The sequence below is a fragment of the Thermococcus sp. EP1 genome (assembly GCF_001317345.1).
In the GTDB taxonomy this organism is placed as follows: domain Archaea; phylum Methanobacteriota_B; class Thermococci; order Thermococcales; family Thermococcaceae; genus Thermococcus_A.
Window position 1 is genome coordinate 251,228 of record NZ_JXCG01000003.1, and the last position, 20,658, is coordinate 271,885.

20 protein-coding genes are annotated in these 20,658 nt (G+C 40.4%); 11 read left to right on the forward strand and 9 right to left on the reverse strand.

Annotated features, from left to right (window positions below; translation table 11 throughout):
- Window positions 1–9: 9 nt before the first annotated feature.
- Complete coding sequence (locus EP1X_RS04115; RefSeq protein WP_055281973.1) at window positions 10–1,719, reverse strand: hypothetical protein; 1,710 nt, start codon at window positions 1,717–1,719, stop codon at window positions 10–12.
- A gap of 112 nt (window positions 1,720–1,831) precedes the next feature.
- Here EP1X_RS04115 and EP1X_RS04120 point away from each other — a divergent pair, with 112 nt between their 5' ends.
- Window positions 1,832–3,295, forward strand: a complete 1,464-nt coding sequence (locus tag EP1X_RS04120) for a DHH family phosphoesterase (RefSeq protein WP_055281975.1) — start codon at window positions 1,832–1,834, stop codon at window positions 3,293–3,295.
- Here EP1X_RS04120 and EP1X_RS04125 read toward each other — a convergent pair.
- From EP1X_RS04125 to EP1X_RS04145, 5 genes are read right to left on the reverse strand one after another with little or no spacing between them, the layout of a single operon-like run.
- On the reverse strand, window positions 3,292–3,501 hold the full coding sequence (locus EP1X_RS04125) for a PRC-barrel domain-containing protein (RefSeq protein WP_055281976.1): 210 nt from the start codon (window positions 3,499–3,501) through the stop codon (window positions 3,292–3,294). The two genes, EP1X_RS04120 and EP1X_RS04125, sit on opposite strands and share 4 nt — an antisense overlap.
- 34 nt (window positions 3,502–3,535) lie before the next feature.
- Window positions 3,536–4,060 carry a hypothetical protein gene (locus EP1X_RS04130; RefSeq protein WP_055281978.1) on the reverse strand — a complete coding sequence of 175 codons (525 nt, stop codon included), beginning with the start codon at window positions 4,058–4,060 and terminating at the stop codon, window positions 3,536–3,538.
- On the reverse strand, window positions 4,057–4,692 hold the full coding sequence (locus EP1X_RS04135; protein ID WP_055281979.1) for a DUF120 domain-containing protein: 636 nt from the start codon (window positions 4,690–4,692) through the stop codon (window positions 4,057–4,059). The genes EP1X_RS04130 and EP1X_RS04135 overlap by 4 nt, the downstream gene beginning before the upstream one ends.
- Entirely contained in the window at window positions 4,679–5,242 is a 564-nt protein-coding gene (locus tag EP1X_RS04140) for an endonuclease V (RefSeq protein ID WP_055281981.1), read from the reverse strand. The genes EP1X_RS04135 and EP1X_RS04140 overlap by 14 nt, the downstream gene beginning before the upstream one ends.
- Complete coding sequence (locus EP1X_RS04145) at window positions 5,232–5,852, reverse strand: haloacid dehalogenase (protein ID WP_055281983.1); 621 nt, start codon at window positions 5,850–5,852, stop codon at window positions 5,232–5,234. The genes EP1X_RS04140 and EP1X_RS04145 overlap by 11 nt, the downstream gene beginning before the upstream one ends.
- 343 nt (window positions 5,853–6,195) lie before the next feature.
- Here EP1X_RS04145 and EP1X_RS04150 point away from each other — a divergent pair, with 343 nt between their 5' ends.
- Entirely contained in the window at window positions 6,196–7,413 is a 1,218-nt protein-coding gene (locus tag EP1X_RS04150) for a methionine adenosyltransferase (protein WP_055281985.1), read from the forward strand.
- Window position 7,414: 1 nt separating this feature from the next.
- On the opposite strand, the gene EP1X_RS10230 is transcribed toward EP1X_RS04150, so the two are convergent.
- On the reverse strand, window positions 7,415–7,543 hold the full coding sequence (locus EP1X_RS10230) for a hypothetical protein (RefSeq protein ID WP_256381557.1): 129 nt from the start codon (window positions 7,541–7,543) through the stop codon (window positions 7,415–7,417).
- Between the two features lie 137 nt (window positions 7,544–7,680).
- Here EP1X_RS10230 and EP1X_RS04155 point away from each other — a divergent pair, with 137 nt between their 5' ends.
- From EP1X_RS04155 to EP1X_RS04175, 5 genes are all read left to right on the forward strand, one after another.
- Window positions 7,681–8,235 carry an adenylate kinase family protein gene (locus EP1X_RS04155; protein WP_055281987.1) on the forward strand — a complete coding sequence of 185 codons (555 nt, stop codon included), beginning with the start codon at window positions 7,681–7,683 and terminating at the stop codon, window positions 8,233–8,235.
- Window positions 8,226–9,104, forward strand: a complete 879-nt coding sequence (gene htpX / locus EP1X_RS04160) for a zinc metalloprotease HtpX (RefSeq protein WP_055281989.1) — start codon at window positions 8,226–8,228, stop codon at window positions 9,102–9,104. The genes EP1X_RS04155 and htpX overlap by 10 nt, the downstream gene beginning before the upstream one ends.
- A 73-nt stretch (window positions 9,105–9,177) precedes the next feature.
- A complete protein-coding gene (locus EP1X_RS04165; RefSeq protein ID WP_055281991.1) occupies window positions 9,178–10,176 on the forward strand; it encodes a hypothetical protein in 999 nt (332 codons plus the stop codon).
- 59 nt (window positions 10,177–10,235) lie between these two features.
- On the forward strand, window positions 10,236–11,366 hold the full coding sequence (gene trm10, locus EP1X_RS04170) for a tRNA (guanine(9)-/adenine(9)-N1)-methyltransferase (RefSeq protein ID WP_055281994.1): 1,131 nt from the start codon (window positions 10,236–10,238) through the stop codon (window positions 11,364–11,366).
- A 342-nt stretch (window positions 11,367–11,708) separates the two neighbouring features.
- The gene (locus EP1X_RS04175; RefSeq protein WP_172672594.1) at window positions 11,709–12,059 is read left to right on the forward strand and encodes a DUF3795 domain-containing protein; all 351 of its coding nucleotides are present in this window, start codon (window positions 11,709–11,711) and stop codon (window positions 12,057–12,059) included.
- Between the two features lie 7 nt (window positions 12,060–12,066).
- On the opposite strand, the gene EP1X_RS04180 is transcribed toward EP1X_RS04175, so the two are convergent.
- Together EP1X_RS04180 and EP1X_RS04185 are read right to left on the reverse strand one after the other, a co-directional pair.
- The gene (locus EP1X_RS04180; protein ID WP_055281997.1) at window positions 12,067–14,727 is read right to left on the reverse strand and encodes a valine--tRNA ligase; all 2,661 of its coding nucleotides are present in this window, start codon (window positions 14,725–14,727) and stop codon (window positions 12,067–12,069) included.
- Window positions 14,728–14,926: 199 nt separating this feature from the next.
- Complete coding sequence (locus EP1X_RS04185) at window positions 14,927–15,676, reverse strand: class I SAM-dependent methyltransferase (protein ID WP_055281998.1); 750 nt, start codon at window positions 15,674–15,676, stop codon at window positions 14,927–14,929.
- Between the two features lie 103 nt (window positions 15,677–15,779).
- On the opposite strand from EP1X_RS04185, the gene EP1X_RS04190 reads away from it, so the two are divergent.
- The 4 genes from EP1X_RS04190 to EP1X_RS04205 all read left to right on the forward strand — a co-directional run bounded on the left by EP1X_RS04190 (window position 15,780) and on the right by EP1X_RS04205 (window position 20,629).
- The gene (locus tag EP1X_RS04190) at window positions 15,780–16,289 is read left to right on the forward strand and encodes a molybdenum cofactor biosynthesis protein B (protein WP_055282000.1); all 510 of its coding nucleotides are present in this window, start codon (window positions 15,780–15,782) and stop codon (window positions 16,287–16,289) included.
- 44 nt (window positions 16,290–16,333) lie between these two features.
- A complete protein-coding gene (glp, locus tag EP1X_RS04195) occupies window positions 16,334–17,524 on the forward strand; it encodes a gephyrin-like molybdotransferase Glp (RefSeq protein WP_055282002.1) in 1,191 nt (396 codons plus the stop codon).
- Between the two features lie 140 nt (window positions 17,525–17,664).
- Window positions 17,665–18,972, forward strand: coding sequence for an ATP-binding protein (locus EP1X_RS04200; protein ID WP_055282103.1), 1,308 nt, complete (start codon window positions 17,665–17,667; stop codon window positions 18,970–18,972).
- A 40-nt stretch (window positions 18,973–19,012) separates the two neighbouring features.
- Window positions 19,013–20,629 carry a hypothetical protein gene (locus EP1X_RS04205; RefSeq protein ID WP_055282003.1) on the forward strand — a complete coding sequence of 539 codons (1,617 nt, stop codon included), beginning with the start codon at window positions 19,013–19,015 and terminating at the stop codon, window positions 20,627–20,629.
- Window positions 20,630–20,658: the final 29 nt, after the last annotated feature.

Below are 20,658 nucleotides of genomic sequence, written 5' to 3' on the forward strand. Positions count from 1 at the left end.
GTACTGAGTTTACCTGACGTTTATATTTACATTTTTGATTTTGATTGGTACGTTGTGTTCTTTAGAGATTTCCTGAACAGCAGTGTTTAATACTTGAGTAGCATCCTCTATTATTCTGTCATCTGAGACCACTCCTATTAGGCTTCCCCTTTTGTCAAAGCTTGCTTCTAAAGTTATTAAGACCTCATTTCTATGAAGTTCCCAATCCAGTCGCATCCATCTGAATACGGAATTTGGAAGCTCCTTAAACATATTTTGCAGCCGTCTTCTTAGGGCCTCTATTGCTGGTTCGACTTTAGGTTTTATTAAGCTCTCTTCGATTTCTCTCCTTTTTTCCTCAGTTAACGAGGAAAGTTCATCAACACCTACTTCCTTAAGCAGTTTTTCTATTTCCTTTTCTAACTCTTCTTTCTTTGAGAGTATTTGTTTTACACTTTCTGAAACTTCTCCCTCAGTTTCCTCTAGATTAATTTCCACTCGATGAACTGTAATGTATTTGTTTAGAGCTTTAGAAATCTCTTTTGCATGAGTTTTCAGGATGCTTTCTACTATGCTTCTTGCTTGCGCCTGAGTCTTGCCTGGAGCTTTACCCCAAAGTGTTAGATTGATCTCATGTTCACTTCTTCCTTTTATATCTAGGTGCATTTTTTCTACATCAATTCCTGCATTCTGTATATCTTGGAGAATTGCCCTGGCATATGTGGAGAAATAAGGCTTAATGCTCTCATGAGCTTCAACTGAGATATTGCTCTCAATTTTACGAGGAGCGATTTTCTTTTTATTTTCTGAAGTTTCCTTTTCTTCTTCAAAAGACTCACCTGGCCCAGCTATTTTTGCTCGTGCGCCGCTTAGAATTGGTTTAAGTCCAGCCTTTCTCCAGATTATTGGAAGATGTTTGTTTATGAAGTATAATATCCTTCTTTCGGACATCTGTCTAGTATTTGGCTCTCCTTCACTGATTCCATAAAACTCTACGTGGAGATACATGACCCCTGAGCCGACTTCTCCAGTTATTTTAACCTTTTGTGGAGATACTCCATTGAGTGTTTGAACTTCTTTCAAAACTTCTTCTGTATATTCTTTGAGAATAGGTTTAAAGATCTCACCACCAATTACTTCTACTATGATTTCAGGTTCGAGAGTTTTCTTTCTCTTTTTTGGTTTGGGTAGTTTTTTAGGGGGCTTTTCTTTTTTAGGTGCTACTTTTTCTTCAACTGTGGGGGGAAATTTCGGTTCTGGTTTTGCTTCTTCCTTTTTTACTTCTTCTTTTTTTTTGAGAGCCTCTTCCAAAATTTTTTCTTTCTCAGCAAGTTCTTTGTTTTCGATAATAGTTTCTTCAAAAATCTTGTCAATTTCAATTTTTGGAGTGGCATTGTGTATGTCTAGGTTATCTGTTATTGAAATTTTTAGCTCTATTTCATCTAACCCGTATATATCGACGACCAATGGATAGTTTACAATCCTTTTTAATATTTTTAAACTCTCATCTCCGATTACTTCAGTCTTTGAAGATAGAAGTGATACTTTAGAAGCCAAAAGCTTTCGCTTGTCCATCAATAATGTGACATAGTATTTCTCAGTGTCATCCTTTGCAAATATTTTTAGAAATACTCCGCTAAATTCTTGATTAGACAATGTATTGCGGACTAATTCCAAGATCTCGCCTTTTTTAGTACATACAATGTTTTCTTCTATTGGTGTGATTCTTGGAAGTTGCATTTTCACCACCATTAGATATATATATCAAAAACCGAATAAAGGTTAAAGAGACCTCTACTATTAAGTTCCATTCAAGCATATATTTAAGCATTGTTGTCCTTAGGTGAGCGCCATGAGGGTGTTGATACTGGGTGGGGGAACCATCGGAAGGAATGTTGCTCAGGCCCTAAAGGGCGAATTCGAGGTTATTATAATTGAACAAGATGAAATTCGGGCAAAATCTCTCAGTGAAAGTGGATTTCATGTAATTCATGGTGATTTCTCTTACACTGCCTCACTCTTAAAAGCTGGAATTGAAAAAGTAGACCTTGTGATAATTACTACTCTGGACATCGCTAAGGTAAAAAGGACAATTCAAGCTATAAGAAACAACAATTCTGAAGTTCCAATACTTGTTCTGCTACCAGATGAGGTCACTGTAGATGATGTTATCTCCCAGATAAAGGAAGAGTTCGAAACTGATGTCAAAATTGATTATGCGATTTCTCCAAGGGTAGCTACTATCAAAGTATTAGTTGATACTGTCAAAGGACTTGGAAAAAAGAAAAATGCTACCTTATTATCTAGAAAGCTCTCAGAAATAAAACAAAAAACTGATTCTCTTTTAATAGTAATGCATGATAACCCGGATCCTGATGCAATGGCGAGTGCCGCTGCTCTCCAGTATATTGCTCAAAACATGGGGCTCCGAAGCACGATAGTTTATGGGGGAGAAATAACTCATCATGAGAATAGAGCGTTTGTAAACCTGCTTGGTTTGGACATGAGAAAGGTTTCCTTAGGCTCTTACGAAGTTAAACGACATTCTGCAATAGCTTTAGTTGATTGTCAACCTAATGGAAATCTTAGTGTCCTAGACGACGAAGATCTGAAGAGAATAGAGATATTGATAGATCATCATCAACTTCTTCAGAACCTAGACGAAAAGCTTCCCAAAACCACTTTTATTGACATACGATCTGATGTTAACTCTACATCTTCTATAATGGCAGAATATCTCCAAAACCTCAACATGGAGGTCAGTAATATCTTGGGGACTAGTTTGTTTTATGGAATATATATAGACACAAAGAAGTTTTCGAAACTCAGTACCACGGACCTTGAGGCACTTGAGTTTTTGACTGGTAAAGTGGATTATGAGATTTTAGAAAAGATAGAATATCCTGATATCTCGATAGAAACTGCAGAGATATTGGCAAAAGCTATTTTAAACAGAAAAGCCTTTAAGAATGTTGTTATCTCAAATGTGGGATTCATAACGAATAGAGATGCTATTCCCGAATCTGCTGATTTTCTGCTTAGACTTGAAGGAGTTAATACAGTAGTTGTATTTGGCATTGTGGATGATAGGATTGAAATTTCAGCAAGAACAAGGGACGTTAGGGTGAATGTAGGAAGAGTTTTAAAAGATGCCTTTGGAGACATAGGAAGTGGCGGGGGGCATCCCCAATCTGGAGGAGCTAGAATTCCACTGGGGATCTTTAAACTTGCTAAAGACAAAAGTTCTCTCTTAAAATTAGTAGAAGAGGCAATAACAGAGAAGTTTTTGGAAGCTCTAAATGTAAAGGAGACCTAACCTTTCTTTGCTTCTATCAATATTATATCTCCAATGGCAGATACTCTTTCATATGGAATCCCAACTTTTTCTCCAGGGAGACCTAAAGCAAGGATTTTGCCTCCGCCTGCTTCTATCTCAATAAGCACCTCATCAACGTAACCTATATAATATCCAGCGGTATTGTATATCTGCTTCCCATAAATCTTTGATAATCTCATTACCATGTTGCTCACCATTTAGAATTGGAGCTTTATCCTTTTAAATTTTCTTACTAAGTCTTGCAGTGTTTTCAAGGAATGACTTCAAGAGAATAACTACAGTGGCAATCACTGCACCGCTGATTCCAGTGAGAGTTATGCTTTGGATTGCCCCACTGATCTCGTACATATTAAAGTTCATAAATATCAAACTGGCCAAAACAAAGCCACCAAAATATGCAAACGGAACTATAGAGACATCTAAAGTGTCTTCCGCTGATACAAGCCCCATGACAAAGACTACAATTACCAAGAGTGAAAAGGAATATAACATCGAGAACTCTATTTTAATCCACAGCAAATGGAGAATTAAGGTTAAGAGAAAGCCAACTATAAAAGCATATCCACTTGCATTTAGTTTTCCTTTATAACTTCCTAAAACTCCACCTAGGAATAATCCCAACCCATAGATTGGGAGTAGTGTTCTTGTTGGTGTATATGGTGGATAAATAAGGACTATCAATAAAAAACTCAGTGTTACACCTGCTCCGCCGTACCCCAAGGAAGAGAGGAGTCTTTTCTTCACTTTATAACCTCCACTTTAACTCTAGATCCATCTTTCAAATTAAGTTTTTCTCTAAGACATATGGGGGCAATAATCTCAGCAACTCTTGGAGGGTGAATTGTTCTAGATGGAACCACTATTGCTCCACTAATCCCATTTATCATTACCTTATAGGCTTTCACGTCTCCAAATGTTCTCCCCCCTTTTGAGAAGCCAGGTATTATTATGGGTTCAACATTATAAAGGGCATCATAGATAGTCTTAGGAAAAACCACAAGGATATTTAAAGTCCCAGGATAGGGTTCAAACCCAAGATATTCCTTTATCCTGTCTTTGTACTGTTCTACGTAGTATCTTCCTTCTCCAATTCCAGAGACAACTTCCCCGAGAATATAATTCCCATAGAGGATCTTACCTATGTCTTCGAAAATAGATTCCAGAAATTGTAGCCCACTGGGAGATATCTCAACGAATGTTCTCTTTCCAAGTGTTTCTTTGATTATATAGCCTTCTTTCTCGAGAGAGTTAAGTCTTCGCATAACTGATTGTGGTGAACTACCAACTTCTCTAGAAAGGTCTCTCAAGGTTACTTTGATTCTTTCTCCAACAGCTCCTCTTTTTGCAAGTGTTATAATAAGTCTAAGTTCTTCCATTTTCAGCACCTTTGGAAATTTTATCTGCTATTTTCAATGGCCTTGGATACCCACCTTCATTTATGAGTTCTATTATCTCTCTTGCAGAGTCTAGGTTGATTAAGTTGCCAACACTTACATAAGCTTTTCCAATTTTGATGAAGTTCTTGTTGGTACCATGTAGAGGTTTCTTTGCAACTCCAATAGTGGGTTTTCCAAGTAGAAGTCCTATATGAGATGCTAGTCCGTATTCTCTTGGATGGGCTTTTCCGTGGCCTTCTACGAGCAACACATCAAAGGTTTCACCTTTCAATAATATCAAGATTGGTCGGGTCTCTCTCAAGAAAAAATATGTGGGAATATAAGGAAAACTAACTTCAATTTCAATGGTTTTTGTCTTTAAAACTTCACATGAAGGAAACGAGCAGAGAACAAAAGCACCTCTCGCTTTATTCTTGCGGTATGAAACGTCCACTGCAGCAATGGTTCTGACTTTTGAAATATCTATGGGCATTTCTACTATTCGTTTTGCCAGTCTTTTTTGGATTTTGGCAATTTTTTCAAGATTCATTTCTCCACTCCTCGAGTTTCTTCTCGAGACCTTTATTTATCTTGGCTCGGACCAGATCCTCAAGAGTCTTCTCAAGAATATATCGGGCCTGGTCTTGTTTTTGTCTTATATTCACTAGACCTTTTGGGTATTCCAGCGTAACAAGCTCGTTGTAGATTTTTTCCATAAAATCATAGACTTCTTGAGCTCTTTCTAAATCTCCTTTCAGCAATAATGTGAGAAAATACCTCCTTAGCTCTCCTATAAAATCTCCAATCCCTAGAGCATAATCAGCCTCTGGAACTTTAATTTCTTTGGGCGTTGGAAAATCTTTTCCTAAGAGGTAATTATAGAAGAGAGTTGCCTCTACATATTCCTGATGAGCATTTTGCACATATCCGGTAAAATAAAGGTCCCTATGTTCTTTAAGCATCTCTCTTAGTTCATTAACTAGTTTTTCCACTCTTTTCAATCTTTCCTCAGCGGTTTTAAATTCTCCCCTATGAAGTGCTTTTATGGAATCCCCACTTAGGCGAACAATCTCTCTGGTGAGTTTTAACGTTCTCTCTCGCACTTCATCTTTTCTATCCAGAACGTCTCGTATTTCTCTTATTATCTCAGAAATGTTCATTAACACCACCCAAAAGTTTTTGACATAATGAGATAAAAACCTTCGGTTGTGGGCTTGGCATATCCTCTCACCTTCATTGTGGGCCATTTTCGGCCATCTCAGGTGATCCCGGAGACCAAGCCCTGTCCACCCGGCATCGTCCCCAGAATTCATAGCTGCCCTAGGGCTCCTTCGGTCGGGCTACCGGGTGGGTCGGATGCGTATTTAATTTCTATTGCTTGGAATTTTAACTTTTTGTCTTTGGTATAACTAGCAGTTATATATTTGGGTAAATATCATGCCGAAAGATATATAAAGGGACCTTCAAAGCTATGCACGTAAGAGTTCATTTGAGGTGATGATCATGGTTGAGAAGAATAGGAACATTGTTGTTGAAGATCTTGTGAGGACTCCAGTTGAGATGCAAAAGGTAGAACTTGTAGAAAGAAAAGGAATTGGTCACCCAGATAGTATAGCCGATGGAATTGCTGAGGCAGTTAGCAGAGCACTTTCGAGGGAGTACATAAAGCGCTATGGAATAATCCTTCACCACAACACAGATCAAGTTGAGGTGGTTGGTGGAAGAGCATACCCAAGATTTGGGGGCGGTGAGGTTATAAAGCCAATATATATTCTCCTCTCTGGTAGGGCAGTTGAATTTGTAGACAGAGAAATGTTCCCAGTTCATGAAGTGGCGATTAAAGCGGCCAAGGAGTACCTTAGGAAAACTGTTAGACACTTGGAGGTTGACAATCATGTAGTGATTGATTCAAGAATTGGCCAAGGAAGTGTTGACTTAGTTGGAGTTTTTAATAAGGTGAAGGAGAATCCGATTCCATTTTCTAATGATACTTCATTTGGTGTGGGGTATGCTCCTTTGAGTGAGACTGAGAAAATAGTACTTGAGACTGAAAGGTTGTTAAACAGCGTAAAATTCAAGAAAGAATGGCCTGCTGTTGGAGAAGATATCAAAGTTATGGGCCTTAGAAAAGGAGATGAAATTGACCTTACAATAGCAGCTGCAATAGTTGATAGTGAAGTCCAAAGCCCACAGGAATACTTAGAGGTTAAGGAGGGCATATACAGAGCTGTTAAGGAGCTTGTTGCTCAATATACCCAAAGAAAAGTCAATGTGTATGTCAACACAGCTGATGACCCTGAGAAGGACATCTATTACATAACTGTAACTGGAACAAGTGCCGAAGCAGGTGATGATGGTAGTGTCGGAAGAGGAAACAGAGTAAATGGGTTGATTTCTCCCAACAGACACATGAGCATGGAGGCTGCAGCCGGCAAAAACCCAGTCAGTCACGTAGGTAAAATCTATAATATCCTTGCTAACTTGATTGCAAAAGACATTGCGGAGCAAATTGATGGAGTTCAAGAGGTTTATGTAAGGCTTCTTAGCCAAATAGGAAAGCCCATTGATGAACCCTTGGTCGCAAGTATTCAAATAATTCCAGAAAACGGGTATAAAGTAGAACAATTTGAGAGACAAGCATATGAAATAGCTGATGAATGGCTAGCAAATATAACAAAAATCCAAAAAATGATATTGGAAGACAAAATCAATGTTTTCTGATTTAACTTGTGCTTTTTTTCATCTTTTCTTGCATGAGGATTCTTAAGATTCTGGCCTCTTCGAGCATCAATTTTTCTTTTTGTTTTTTAATAATTTCAAGCTTTTTTTGCAACAATTTGTCATCTCTCATGAACAAATCACCAAGATATATATGCACTTATCATTTAAAAATCTTCCGTTTAATGCCTAGTATTCTATCGACAATCAGCGTAAAAAACCATATCTTTAAAAACCTTAAGTTAATAAATTATGTAAGGGGGTGAAGAAATGATTATAGCCATAAGTGGAACACCTGGCGTTGGGAAAACTACTGTAGCAAAACTCTTAGCAAAAAAATTAGGTTATGATTACGTTGATTTGAGAGAATTTGCCCTGAGATATGGAGTAGGTGAGATGAAAGGAGAGGAACTCGAGGTTGAGATTGACGAACTCGCATATTATGTTGAGAGGAAGTTAAAAGGGAAAGATTTGGTGCTTGATGGTCATTTAAGTCATTTAATGCCAGTGGATCAGATCATAGTGCTTCGAGCTCATCCAAAGATAATTGGAGAGCGTTTAAAAGAGAGGGGTTATAGCAAAGAGAAGATAAGTGAGAATGTAGAGGCCGAGCTGGTAGATGTTTGCCTGCTTGAAGCCCTTGATGAAAACGAGAACATTATAGAAATAGATACTACTAATAAGACACCTGAAGAGGTAGTTGATGAAATCTTAAATCTCTTTGAAAAAGGGGTGAAAAGAAGATTAGGTGTTGTAGATTGGACTAAGGTTTATGATGAAGTTATCCCCTATCTTGATCTTGGAGGTGGTGACGAATGGGTCTAGGTCTATGGTTAAGAACAGGATTGCTTATGGCTTTCCTCACAGGTCTTTTAATGGCGATAGGATATGTCTTAGGTAGTGAAACTGGAATGTTCTTTGCCTTCATGTTCGCGTTGTTTATGAATTTTTTCAGCTACTGGTATAGTGATAGAATTGTCTTGACTTGGTATAGAGCTAGAATCATAGAGGAAGAAGAAGCTCCAGAACTGTACGAAATCGTTAGGGGGCTCGCTCAGGAAGCCGGGATACCAACTCCGAGAATAGCCATAATACCAACTGACATTCCAAATGCCTTTGCCACTGGGAGAAATCCAGAACATGCTGTTGTTGCAGTAACCCAAGGTTTGCTGAGAATTCTTAATAGAGATGAGCTCGAAGGAGTAATAGCTCATGAACTGAGCCACATAAAGAATCGTGATGTTTTAATCCAAACATTAGCTGCCGTAATGGCTGGAGCAATAATAATGGTGGGAAGATGGGCTGGTTGGATGCTCTGGCTTGGTGGATTTGGAGGAAGAGATAGAGATGAAAGCGCTGGAGGTGCATTAGGAGCAATACTTCTTATAGTATTAGCACCAATAGCTGCAATGCTGATTCAAATGGCAATAAGCAGGGCTAGGGAATATCTAGCCGATGAAACTGGGGCAAAAATAAGTGGGAAACCATGGGCTCTTGCAAGGGCACTTGAGAAGATTGAATACTATGTTTCAAGGAAACCCCTAAAAGACGGGAACCCTGCAACAGCTCACATGTTCATAGTAAACCCATTCAAGGGAGTCAGCTTTGCTGAACTCTTCTCAACTCATCCACCAACATACAAAAGAATCGAGAGACTCAGAAGGATAGCAGAGAACATGGGTATTGCATTTTGATTTCACTTTTAATTTTCTTGAAGTTGTCGAAAGGAATTTATATTTTCATGAATAACTTTTCTCTGATGGGATCATGAAACGGACAGTCGGACTAATTGCTATTGTGATTGTGCTCTCTTCTGCTTATTATCTTAGTGCGCTCAGAGAAAAACCTCAAAATTGGAGCGAGGAAGATCTCTACCTTTGGAGAGCAAAAATCGAACGTTTAGCTTTAAATCCGGATTATGGAATAGGAGCTGTATGGCTTGGAAAAGACAGCCTGGCGAGGGATAATTACATTCATATTGCGATAAGCCCATATGGTGATAAGGAAGCACTCATAAACGCTATAAAGGAAGAAGGAATACCTTCAGAGGCTGTTAAAATTGAAGTTTGGGGTGAATATGACGAAGATTTTACGAAGCCTGAGCCTACATGCCCTATTGAATACACCAACACTAGAGGTAGGGAATTGGAAAAGGATGTGACAATATACACAAGTTTTGGAACAAGCGGCATGTATTACTTGAAGCTCTTGGCTTGTGAGGAAGATGGGAGCAATCTAAAACTCACATTCAAGCTCTGGAAGTGCAATCCAGCATCGGTCATGTGTACTGATGATCTCGTCTTTCCGGCATTTGGGATTAGATTTTTGAAGGATTACCAGAACGTTAGAGTGACAATTCTGGCAGATAGCTGGAAAGGGAAAGGCATAGGCATTTATACTTTTAACCTCACATACAAACCCCTCTGGATTCTTTATGAGGATGGCGAAGAAAGAAAGGAGATGTACATTTATAGGGATGGATGGATTAGAGTTCTCTACTCTCCTCCATCAAAAGAGGCTCTTGAAGCTTTCGGGAGTCCCTATATCCAACTCTATCCTTGGGAGCTTTTCGATAAGTATGGACATAACCTAACAAAACTCAACCAAGAAATCTTGGCAATCGCTAAGAAAAATGGGTACAGAACAGAGGAGAAGAACAAGTTAATATTTGTGTATGTACCGGACTTCAGTAAAGAAGTGCTGGGAAAAGTAAAGAGTGAGTTTGGAGAATACGTTCAAGCAATAGTCCTGAAGAAAAGTGAATAGTTGTTCAATGTGTAGAGAGAAAGACTTAAATACCCTCTCCCCACTTCAGAACGGTAACCATGAAGAAGCTCGGCGATATTCTCAAGGAAGTGCTCAAAGAAAAAGGTATAGAAAAAATAGGGAGTTTGTCGAGAAGAATCCCGAATAGATCCTCCGATAAACCTCTTCAGGAGATTGCAATAGCTCTCTTAGAAAACAAGGGAGTTATTGTGCAGGTTAATGAGCCCACGACAATAGCATGGGATCTTGAAGGGAGGCAAACCGATAAAGCACTCTTTGCTTATGTCCCTTCAAATTCCTCTCATCTTCACAAATTTAAAGTTATAATAACGGGAAATGATCTCAGAGAAAAAATTTCTCAATCAAAATGGCCTTATTTTGTAATTGATCTTATGCACTGGGATAAGCATACAGAAAAGGAGAAGAAAAAAGTTGCTCTTCAAGCTTCCCAAAGTTATGGTGTGATTAGGGACTATCTATGGGGAGATCGCTTAGCTTTGACGTGGGTTAATGAAGAATTCAAAAAGCTTGCAAACTTTCCCCTCAATAAAATCACCTCATATGAAGGTTCAACTGCAGAATTCCTTAAAAAAGAAGGTATAGATGAAGTTGTTCTTCTTGATCCTTGGGCTGAAAAAGATTTAAGTAAAGAGGATTTTTCTACAGGAGCATTTATCATAGGTGGAATCGTTGACACTGGAGGAACGAAGAAAAAAACTACTCCAAAAATTGGTGAAGAATTGGAGAGAGTGGGGATTAAGGTTAAGAGGCGAAAGATATCCTTGAAGGGAGATGTAATCGGAGTTCCAGATAGAATAAATCTGATACTTGAATTGCTGCTTAAGATGGTTGTGGAGGGCAAAGATATGGATAAAGCAATTCTAGAAGTTCAATCACCGCTACATGCAAAGTGGAGGCTTAGAAAAGAGTTGCCTAAGCATAAAATCAGGTTTCTGATCGATGGAAGAAAGTTTCTGATCGTTGAAAAGGAACTTTTTGATGAATACTCTAAATGGCTCAACATAAGGTGGGAAGATTTTGTTCAGGTTTTGAGAGAGCTTGGGTTCGTAGCTCTGGAAAGAAAGAGAATTCAACATCTTAACAAAATCTCAACCCCACGAATAATAAATGGCAAGCTTTATCGTGTTATTTTGTTGAAAAGAGCCGAGATGCTTTGCTATAATTGTTAACTCTTCACTTTTTGTTCCTTGAGTCGGTTCTGATATCTTCCCTTTCATTAAAGAAAGTTTGCATATGACTAACTTTTTTGAAGAAACACCATTTCAATAACTTCCTATTTTTGCTATAGTGCTTACAAAACTCTTTTATAATTTCAACTCAAATTGCCCATTGTAGAGTTCATGATAACAACTGTACAAAAAGAGTTCTATTTTTGGATTTTAGGGAAGTTATCTTCCTTAGCAATGTATCCAAAGAAAATCAAAGATTGTCAAAGGGGGAATGAGTACCAAAACTTGGTAAAGAGAAAATGCTTGCAGAAAGAGGTAAAAAAGCAAAAGGAGGTGAGAATAATGGAGAAGAACCAGATGATTGCAGTTTGTGGTCTAAACTGCAGTGAATGTGATATTTTCCGAGCCTCAGATAATCCAGAGATAGCCCAAAGAATTGTAAATTGGTTTAGAGAAGAGAGGCACATAGATGTAAAAATCGAAGACATTCACTGTTTAGGTTGTAGAGGGGATAGAACAAAACATTGGTCACCGGACTGTTGGATACTTAGATGTTGTGTTGATGAAAAGGGATTAGAATTCTGTTATCAATGTGAGGATTTTCCGTGTGAGAAACTTAGTGAATGGGCTAAAGAAAGCAAAAAATATGAAGAAGCTTTAAACCGGCTTAAAGAGATGGGGAAGAGAGAATAAAAACATTTTAGAAGAAGAGAATAACAGCATCTTTAACTACTGCAGTCTCTACTTCTTCCCCTTCACTGAACACGGCTTTTCTGATCACTATGTCATCCTTACCAAGCTCTATTTTCTGTCCTTCTATCTCAAATTCAACTTTTCCACTCTCTTTGAGGCTCTTAGCTATGTCCTCTGCATTTTCTTTAAGATGCTTGGTGATCTTTGGAACAAGTTTTCCGTATTTTGGTCCCACGTTCTTAAAGTTGGGTTTGATTTCAATGATCTTTTCCTCGAGTTCTGGCTCCCCTTTGATGATTTCGAGTTTTTCAATATTCATTGTGCCGGCAATGTCTTTTTCTAGGATCTTGAGTGCGTCGTAATTATCTAGTGTATAAATTGCGACGTGTTTAAGCTTTGCATTTAACGCTAATCCATGTGAGTTCTTGTATCTTCTCATGGCGCCGATTACCTCACTTGCTAGTTTTCCAAGTTTTTCAGCCTCTTCGCTGATCCTATCTTCTCTATATGTAGGCCACTCTAACAAGTGTATACTCTTTGCACCAATTCTTTCTTTGAACATCTCTTGGTAAAGTTCTTCGGTTATGTGAGGTGCTAGTGGAGCAAGTAGTAAGGTTATGTTGTAAAGGAGCTCATATAGTGCAGTTTTTGCCTTAATTTTGCTCTCTTCGTTTTCTCCATAGAGTCTGTGCTTTATCATTTCAATATACTCATCTGCAACCTCGTGCCATACAAATGTCATTAATTCTCTAGTGAGAAGGTTGAAGCGGTACTTTTCGAGTTCTTCGGTGGCAAATTTTATTAACCGGTGAAGTCTCGAGAGTATCCACTTGTCAAGGGGTTCAAGTTCTATATCTTTGTACTCTTCGTAATCAAAGTCTTTGATGTGTCTCTCTGCAAAACGGAAGATGTTCCATAGCTTTTGGAGGAAGCGGTAGTTATAGTCTACGGTTTCCCACTTGAAAGGATGATCTTCTCCTGGGGGAGCTAAAGCTGTCCAGAGCCTCAATGCATCGGCACCATATTTTGGAATCACTTCTTCTGGTGAGACCACATTTCCATAACTCTTGCTCATTTTTCTTCCATCTGGGCCAGCTACCATACCATTGATGAGTATATCGTCCCAAGGCTTCTCTCCAGTTAGGATGTAAGTTCTGAAGATTGTGTAGAATGCCCATGTCCTTATGATATCAGTTCCTTGAGGTCTTAAGGATGTGGGGAAGTTGTGGTTGAACCATTTCTCATCCTTTTGCCACTTGCTTATTACCAATGGAGTTATAGAGGAGTCTATCCAGCAGTCAAGGACGTCTTTTACACCTTCTAAATTAGTACTTCCACACTTGGGACATTTATCTACAGGTGCTCCGTTGAACCTTGGATCCACAGGGAGGTCCTCTTCTCTAGCGGGGATTATCTCTCCACAGTCTTTGCATACCCAGAATGGGAGTGGAGTTCCAAATACTCTTTGTCTACTTATTACCCAATCCCAATCCATGCTTTCAGCCCAATCCTTTAGCCTTAGAAACATGTCTGGTGGATACCACTTTATCTGCTCGGATACCTTTACTATGTCCTCTGTAAACTCTTTCACTTTTATGAACCACTGTTTCTTTGGTAATAGTTCGATAGGAGCCCTACATGAACTTCTCTCAGTGTGTCTAAGGACACGGTGGTGTACTTGCTTCTTCTTATAAAGAAGTCCCATTTCCTCTAGATCTTTTACTATTGCTTCTTTTGCTTGTTCTGCTGTTAGTCCCTTATACTTGCCGGCATTTTCATTCATGGTGCCATCTTCATTTATGGCTATAATTACAGGCAGGTTGTAACGTTTTTGCCATACTACGTCCTGCTCATCACCATAAGTACAGTTATAAACTGCTCCAGTACCAAATTCGGGATCTACATCCTCATCAGCTATTATTGGTACCTCTCTCTCAAATATTGGGAGTTTTACCTTTTTCCCTACCTTGTCTTTATAGCGCTCGTCCTCAGGATGGACAAACACTGCTACACAGGCAGGCATAAGTTCTGGCCTTGTTGTGGCTATTGGAATGTAATCATCTTCACCAGAGATGGGAAGTTTAATGTAATAGAGATATCCGTCTTCCTCTACGTAACCTACCTCTGCCTTTGCTAAGCTTGTTCTACACTTCGGACACCAGTAAACAGGATGCTTGTCTTGGTAAAGGAGACCTTTTTTATAGAACTCTAGGAGAGACTTTTGTACCAAAGCCTTATACTCATTGTCCATTGTGTGATATTCTAAGTCCCAGTTTGCTGAGTAGCCTATCCTTATGAACTGGTTTCTCATGGCTTCAATGGCTTGCCAGGTCCACTCTATACATTTCTTAAGGAATTCCTCTGGCTGATCCTTGCTTATCCCAAATTCTTTCTCTACTTTAAGCTCTGTTGGAAGTCCATGATTGTCAAAACCTTGTGGAAAGAGCACATTATAACCGCGCATCCTCTTGTATCTTGCTACTATGTCAATCCAAGTATGGCTGAGCACGTGTCCCAAGTGAAGGGTCCCACTGGTAAACGGTGGTGGTGTGTCTATAGAATAAGCTGGTTTCTTTTCGTCAAGTTTATATTTGTATATTTTCTCATCAAGCCAGAATTTCTGCCATTTTGGTTCTATTTCATTTGGATCGTATGTCTTTGGGAGCATTTATATCACCTCTTTTTTGGAGATATCTAACCTATCAAAAGCGGAATTTAAAAAGGTTAATCTTCCTCTCGGTGGTGCATTTGAAAAAGAGTTCACTAACCAGAAAAACGGGAATTTCTTAAGGAGATTAATAAGTGTTTTTCTTCCGATTGACGATATGCACCACCAAAAAATAAAACAAGGTCGGAGTTTAAAAAGTTTACTTAATGCCAACGAGCCAGTATCTTCTGTCATTTGGATCAAGTCTTCTTTTTAAGTGGCCGTAGATTTTGACCTCATCAAAGTATTCCTTAGCAAGTAGCCTCATTTCCCTTGGAGTGTAGATGTTAAGTGTGTCATCAACAAAAAATGCTTTAGTTTCTCCATTTGGCTTGAGTATCTGGACAAGTCGCTTGAAGTGTAGTTTTTGGAGTCCTGGTTCGACTATTCGCCAATCTGTGATCACTAATTTCTCTCCATCTGCACTTTCGTCCCATACTATGGGCCCATCACTCCCTCCATAGAACCAGCAGGGAAAATCTGCAACAAAAACTCCCCCAGGTTTAAGGGCTTTGGTTACTGAGTTGAGCAGTTTTTTGAGGTCCTTTTCGTCAAAGTACATAATACTTGAAAAGAACATTGTCACTGCATCAAATTCTTGGTTAAAGTCTACTTCAAGGGCATCTCCCTGAATGAGCTCGATGGTTAATCCATCTCTTTTGGCTTTTTTCTTTGCAACTTCAAGCATCTCTTCATGCAGATCCATGCCTGTGACTTCGTAACCTCTCCTGGCGAGCTCCAATGTTGGGATTCCTGTGCCACAGGCTAGATCTAAAATCTTCTTCACATCTCGCTTGGCATCTGCTTTGAATATTTCTTCAACAAAGTTAATCTCATCTCTAACTCTCTCAGCTCGTCTTCGATAGATGGCATCGTAGTATTCAGCCAAAACAGTGTAAAGTTCATGCATAGAACCACCTTAACTTGTGAAAATCTTTTTCTTATAAAAAGTTTAGGCCAGGACAAGCTAAAAGTTATTAACCTTTCTGCACAATGTTAAACGGTGGTGTAAAATGTCTCATGAGGAACACAAAGCAAAAGCACCCAAGAAGTTTAAGTTTGCTGTTATAACCATAAGCGATACTGCAAGTCTCGGGAAGAGAGAAGATCTAAGCGGATATTATATAATTGAGGAATTGAAGAAGGAGGGGAATGATAACGTTTATTATGCGGTAGTCCCAGATGAGAAGCTTAAGATAATAAAAGCCGTAATTGAAGCCCTCGAAAAGGCCGATGTTGTGATAACTACTGGTGGAACAGGGATAACAAGAAGGGATATTACAATTGAAGCTTTGAGGCCTCTTTTTGATAAAGAACTCGTGGGGTTTGGTGAGATTTTCAGATTGAAGAGTTATGAAGAAGTTGGAACTGCAGCAGTATTAAGTAGAGCAACCGCTGGGATAATAAGGGACAAGGAGAGTAAAGTCGTTTTTTGCCTCCCAGGAAGTTTAAATGCTGTGAAAACTGCTCTTGAGATAATAAAACGAGAAGCGTATCATATTCTAAAGCATGCACGGGAGTAGTTGGAAGTTATAAGTTAAGACTTAAAAGTTAAAAGGTGGAAAAGATGAGAGAATTTAAGCGCTTAACTCCTTACAAAGAAGCCCTTGAAATGATGTTAAACGATATTGAGGAAGTAAAAGAGGTTGAGGAACTTCCTTTAGACAATGCTCTTGGAAGAGTTCTTGGAGAGGACATTGTATCTCCAATAGACCTGCCACCGTTCAACCGTTCTGCTGTGGATGGGTATGCCATTAGAGCGGAAGATACTTTTCAAGCAAGGGAATATGCTCCAATTGAGCTTGAGGTAATTGATGAAATTACTGCAGGGATGGAAAGTGAGAAGGAAATTACAAATGGTAAGGCAATAAGACTCATGACTGGTAATAAAATGCCCAATGGAGCAAATGCTGTTATTATGCAAGAGTATGCAAAAAGAGAGGAAAATAAGATTTACGTACTCAGGCCTGTTGCTCCAGGAGAGAATGTTGCATTTAAAGGAGAAGACGTTAAGAAAGGTGAGGTTATTCTCAAGAAAGGCCAAATACTTAGGCCCCAAGATCTCTCAATGCTTAAGGCTTTAGGATTTAAAACTGTCAAAGTTAAAAGAAAACCAAAAGTTGGAATAATTGTCACTGGGGACGAGCTAATAGAAGATCTCAGCGAGAAGGCTTTGGAAAGTGGGAAGATTCTTGATAGTAATTCAACGATGCTTAAGGGGCTTGTTAGAGATTACTTTAGTGAGCCAGTTTTTTATGGGGTAATTCCGGATGATGAAGAATTAATCAGAGCAACCTTGGAAAGGGCAAAATGTGAATGTGATCTTGTTTTGATAACCGGCGGAAGCGCTTTTGGAGAAAAGGATTATGCCCACAAATTCGTTAAACTTCTTTTCCATGGGTGCACGAATAAACCCGGAAGGCCTATAGGGTATGGAGAGAGGGTTTTTGTCATGAGTGGCTATCCCTCTGCAGTGTTTGCTCAGTTTCACCTCTATGTTAAGTATGCACTAGCCAAGCTCGCTGGAGCTAATTACAAGCCAATAAAAATCAAAGCGACCTTGATGGCCAAAGTACCCTCGTCCCTTGGAAGACACGAATTTGTGAAGGTTTATTACGAAGATGGCAAAGCTCATCCAATACGAAAGAAAGGAAGTGGAATAATAAGTGCTCTGGTAGAAAGTAATGGTTACATAGAAGTTCCAGAGGACAGTGAGGGGTATAAAGAGGGAGAAGATGTGTGGGTGACATTGTATTAGATCTTTACAAGGTATTCAGATGAAGGCATGGAAAAATATGAAGTAGTGCAGAGGAAGAACATTGAAGGCCTCAAAAAGTTTGAAAGTTGGGAAACTTAGGGTACCAAAAACTTAAAATATTGGGACCCTTAATTTTACACATGTTGGACAAAACATTCCTCAAAAGGTATATAGTTGGATTCCATGAGAGGGACTTCAGCGGAATAATTCCAAGAGAGCTCAGGGTAGAGGCCATTCCCAACAGAGCCACGGTTATTATCGGGCCGAGAAGGGCTGGAAAGACCTATTACTTGCTCTCCCTCGTTGATAAGGAGAACCCTGAGAGATATCTCTATGTAGACTTTGAGCATCCGATCTTCCACCCTATGACTCCCACCGACTTCCTGGCCGTTCTTGACGCCTATCACGAGCTCTATCCGAAGATAAAGCATCCAATAGTTATGCTAGATGAGGTTCAAGCCGTTCCTGACTGGGAGAGAATAGTACGCTATCTCCTCGATGGGGGTTATACCGTTTACATTACGGGTTCTTCCTCAAAGCTTCTCTCAAGAGAGGTCGCCACCCATCTGCGCGGTCGGTCCCTTACCTATACACTGTTACCCCTTTCATTTAGGGAGTTTCTCAGATTTAAAAGAGTGGATTATAGAGGAAGGGATTTCTACAGGAATTACACCCAGATTTCTCGGCTCCTTGAAGAGTATCTCCACTATGGAGCGTATCCGGAGGTTGCTCTCTCCTCAGAAGGTGTTAAAGATAACATACTGAAGGACTATCTTGACGTACTGATCAAGAAGGATGTCCTCGAACGTCACAGGATCAAAAACATCCACCTGCTGAACGAACTACTCTATTTTTCACTCCACAGCTATTCAAAATACGTCTCCTTTGACTCACTTTACAGGCTCTTCAAAGGTCGGTTGAAGGTCACTAAAAGGACTATTGCAAATTACTTCTCCTACCTTGAGGAAGCCTTTGCCCTCTTTCTCGTGAGGAAGTACGAACGTTCCCCCAAGGCCCGTATAGTTGCTCCAAGAAAGCTTTACCTGATTGACACAGGCCTCTCAATTTTTGGTTCAAAGGATTTGGGAAGAGACATGGAGAACGTCGTTTTTCTTGAGCTTTTGAGAAGAACATCGGGTAACCCAGCAATGAAGGTAACCTACTGGAAGAGTTCTCAGGGACATGAAGTTGATTTTGTAATCTCAGAGCATGGAAGGGTCAATGAGCTAATACAAGTGAGCGTCAAGACAATCGATGAAAAAACAAGGAGAAGGGAACTTCTGGCATTGCTCCACGCATCAGAGAAGCTTGGTTGTGAGAAACTGACCCTCATAACGTTGGACGAAGAGGGAATCGAGGATATCTCGCTCTATGGAATGAAGGGCAGAGTCAAGATGGTTCCCCTGGTGAAGTGGCTCTTGGGACTCTCGACGGGTTTTGAGGAGTAACCTTTATTTTCTTTTAGGTTAATTTTCTAAGGTGGTGTCTTTGTCGCTTCTGGCTTTGACAGGGATGCTCATCTTCGAGGGTAAGAAGACTCTATACTACCCAAACCCCGGAGAGAACGAACTCGTCATCTCCGTCTCCGAAGATCTGGAAGAGTGCAAGACGGGAACGATGAGCATCACGATAGAAGACGAACCACGGGAGAAAGATATAACCTACACCATCGTAATCCGCCCGCTGGAGGTGAAGTTCGATCGCCTCGTCACCGCCCTCACCTGCCACGACTTCCGCCTGAACGAGCTGGACCAGGCGGCACCCAGAACGGTCCTTGCGGCGGCAGTGAGGCAGGATAAGACGAAGATCTGCACCTACGCATCCAGCAACACGGACGAGATTGCGGGGAAAGAATACACCTGGAATGTTGAGCGCTCCTCCGTCCTGACCTACGTGGCGAAGAAGGGTGACAAGGAGGCGTTCAGGATCATCTTCCCGGTGAAGAACGGAAAGAGCAAGCCGGTGGTGTGGGTGAAGGACATTCCAAAGGACAACGCTTGCGACGAGGTAAAGAACAGGATCTTCACGGCGGACTACAAGCAGAAGTATCAGAACTACAACCTCCACCTCGTGATCAACGGCAATGACTGCCTGCCGAAGTACGGACACGCGGAGAAGACAGAGCTGAGCAGAGCAATGACTTACGAAAACGCGCTAATATATGGGGGACTCGGTGCTGCCACGTGTCTCACAGTGACATACGCTTGTGGTGCGCTATCATTAGATGCGAAGAGTATAGCAACAGGAGTATTTACATGTAGCATAGGACCTTTGATGGGAACTGCCCTCACATTCGCATCCGCAAGAGCGGGGCTTGAAGAATCCTGGAAAGCCCCCGCAGCATCGGGAGGCATTTTGACAGTGGCAGGAATCGGAGTGGGGGCGAGAGCATACTGGAAAACCCAAGAAATTGCAAGAATCAAAAAAATCGACGAACTAACAAGCTTGCCAAAAGTACAGAAAAGTGAAGGGGTGCTCTTCAGCGTTGCAGGAGGAACTGTAAAGAGAGGGAGGGGTACCATTGCAAGTCAAGAATCATTGGCTGAGGTACTATCGCAAAAGGAGGTGCCAAAAATCCTAGCAGAAGAAGGTGCTGGCAACCTAGACGACGCGGTGAAAGCACTCAAGAAAGCAGGCGCATCAGACGACGTGATCGAGTACTTTGAAGAACTGAAGACTCTAAGAGATTACGCGAAGAAGGCACAGATGGATGATGTGGCAAAGCAATTAGATGATTTCGTTAAAGAGATAAAAGGCGCCAAGACAGCTGAAACTATCGTAAAAGCAATAGAGGATACAGATAGCACACTCGCGAATCTCGGATTCAAGAACGTCAATGACCTCTGGAAAGCAATAACTGACAAACTAGAGGGCACCTTGGAGAAACTCAAGGATAAAAAGTTCCTCTGTGGGGCGGCGGGCGCGATCGCAGGTGCAATAACATCTTCGATAACATTCATGGCAACAACCGGAGATGTAGATTACCTCACAGTTGCAATAAATCCCGGATCTGTCGCGACCATATCCACGGAGGGCGGAATCCTATGGGCGCATGAGGGCTGTATAAAGGTAAACGGAGCTACATGTCCTGGGCACAGATGGTAGGAAGAACGATTAAAAACCACGGAAGAGTA

Coding starts and splice junctions, on each gene's coding strand:
- EP1X_RS04150 (WP_055281985.1), top strand. CDS start 6,196: ATGGTTGAGAAGAATAGGAACATTGTTGTTGAAGATCTTGTGAGGACT.
- EP1X_RS04190 (WP_055282000.1), top strand. CDS start 15,780: ATGTCTCATGAGGAACACAAAGCAAAAGCACCCAAGAAGTTTAAGTTT.
- EP1X_RS10230 (WP_256381557.1), bottom strand. CDS start 7,543: ATGAGAGATGACAAATTGTTGCAAAAAAAGCTTGAAATTATTAAAAAA.
- EP1X_RS04145 (WP_055281983.1), bottom strand. CDS start 5,852: ATGAACATTTCTGAGATAATAAGAGAAATACGAGACGTTCTGGATAGA.
- EP1X_RS04120 (WP_055281975.1), top strand. CDS start 1,832: ATGAGGGTGTTGATACTGGGTGGGGGAACCATCGGAAGGAATGTTGCT.
- EP1X_RS04165 (WP_055281991.1), top strand. CDS start 9,178: ATGAAACGGACAGTCGGACTAATTGCTATTGTGATTGTGCTCTCTTCT.
- EP1X_RS04125 (WP_055281976.1), bottom strand. CDS start 3,501: ATGGTAATGAGATTATCAAAGATTTATGGGAAGCAGATATACAATACC.
- htpX (WP_055281989.1), top strand. CDS start 8,226: ATGGGTCTAGGTCTATGGTTAAGAACAGGATTGCTTATGGCTTTCCTC.
- EP1X_RS04135 (WP_055281979.1), bottom strand. CDS start 4,692: ATGGAAGAACTTAGACTTATTATAACACTTGCAAAAAGAGGAGCTGTT.
- EP1X_RS04140 (WP_055281981.1), bottom strand. CDS start 5,242: ATGAATCTTGAAAAAATTGCCAAAATCCAAAAAAGACTGGCAAAACGA.
- EP1X_RS04200 (WP_055282103.1), top strand. CDS start 17,665: ATGTTGGACAAAACATTCCTCAAAAGGTATATAGTTGGATTCCATGAG.
- trm10 (WP_055281994.1), top strand. CDS start 10,236: ATGAAGAAGCTCGGCGATATTCTCAAGGAAGTGCTCAAAGAAAAAGGT.
- EP1X_RS04115 (WP_055281973.1), bottom strand. CDS start 1,719: ATGCAACTTCCAAGAATCACACCAATAGAAGAAAACATTGTATGTACT.
- glp (WP_055282002.1), top strand. CDS start 16,334: ATGAGAGAATTTAAGCGCTTAACTCCTTACAAAGAAGCCCTTGAAATG.
- EP1X_RS04155 (WP_055281987.1), top strand. CDS start 7,681: ATGATTATAGCCATAAGTGGAACACCTGGCGTTGGGAAAACTACTGTA.
- EP1X_RS04185 (WP_055281998.1), bottom strand. CDS start 15,676: ATGCATGAACTTTACACTGTTTTGGCTGAATACTACGATGCCATCTAT.
- EP1X_RS04180 (WP_055281997.1), bottom strand. CDS start 14,727: ATGCTCCCAAAGACATACGATCCAAATGAAATAGAACCAAAATGGCAG.
- EP1X_RS04175 (WP_172672594.1), top strand. CDS start 11,709: ATGGAGAAGAACCAGATGATTGCAGTTTGTGGTCTAAACTGCAGTGAA.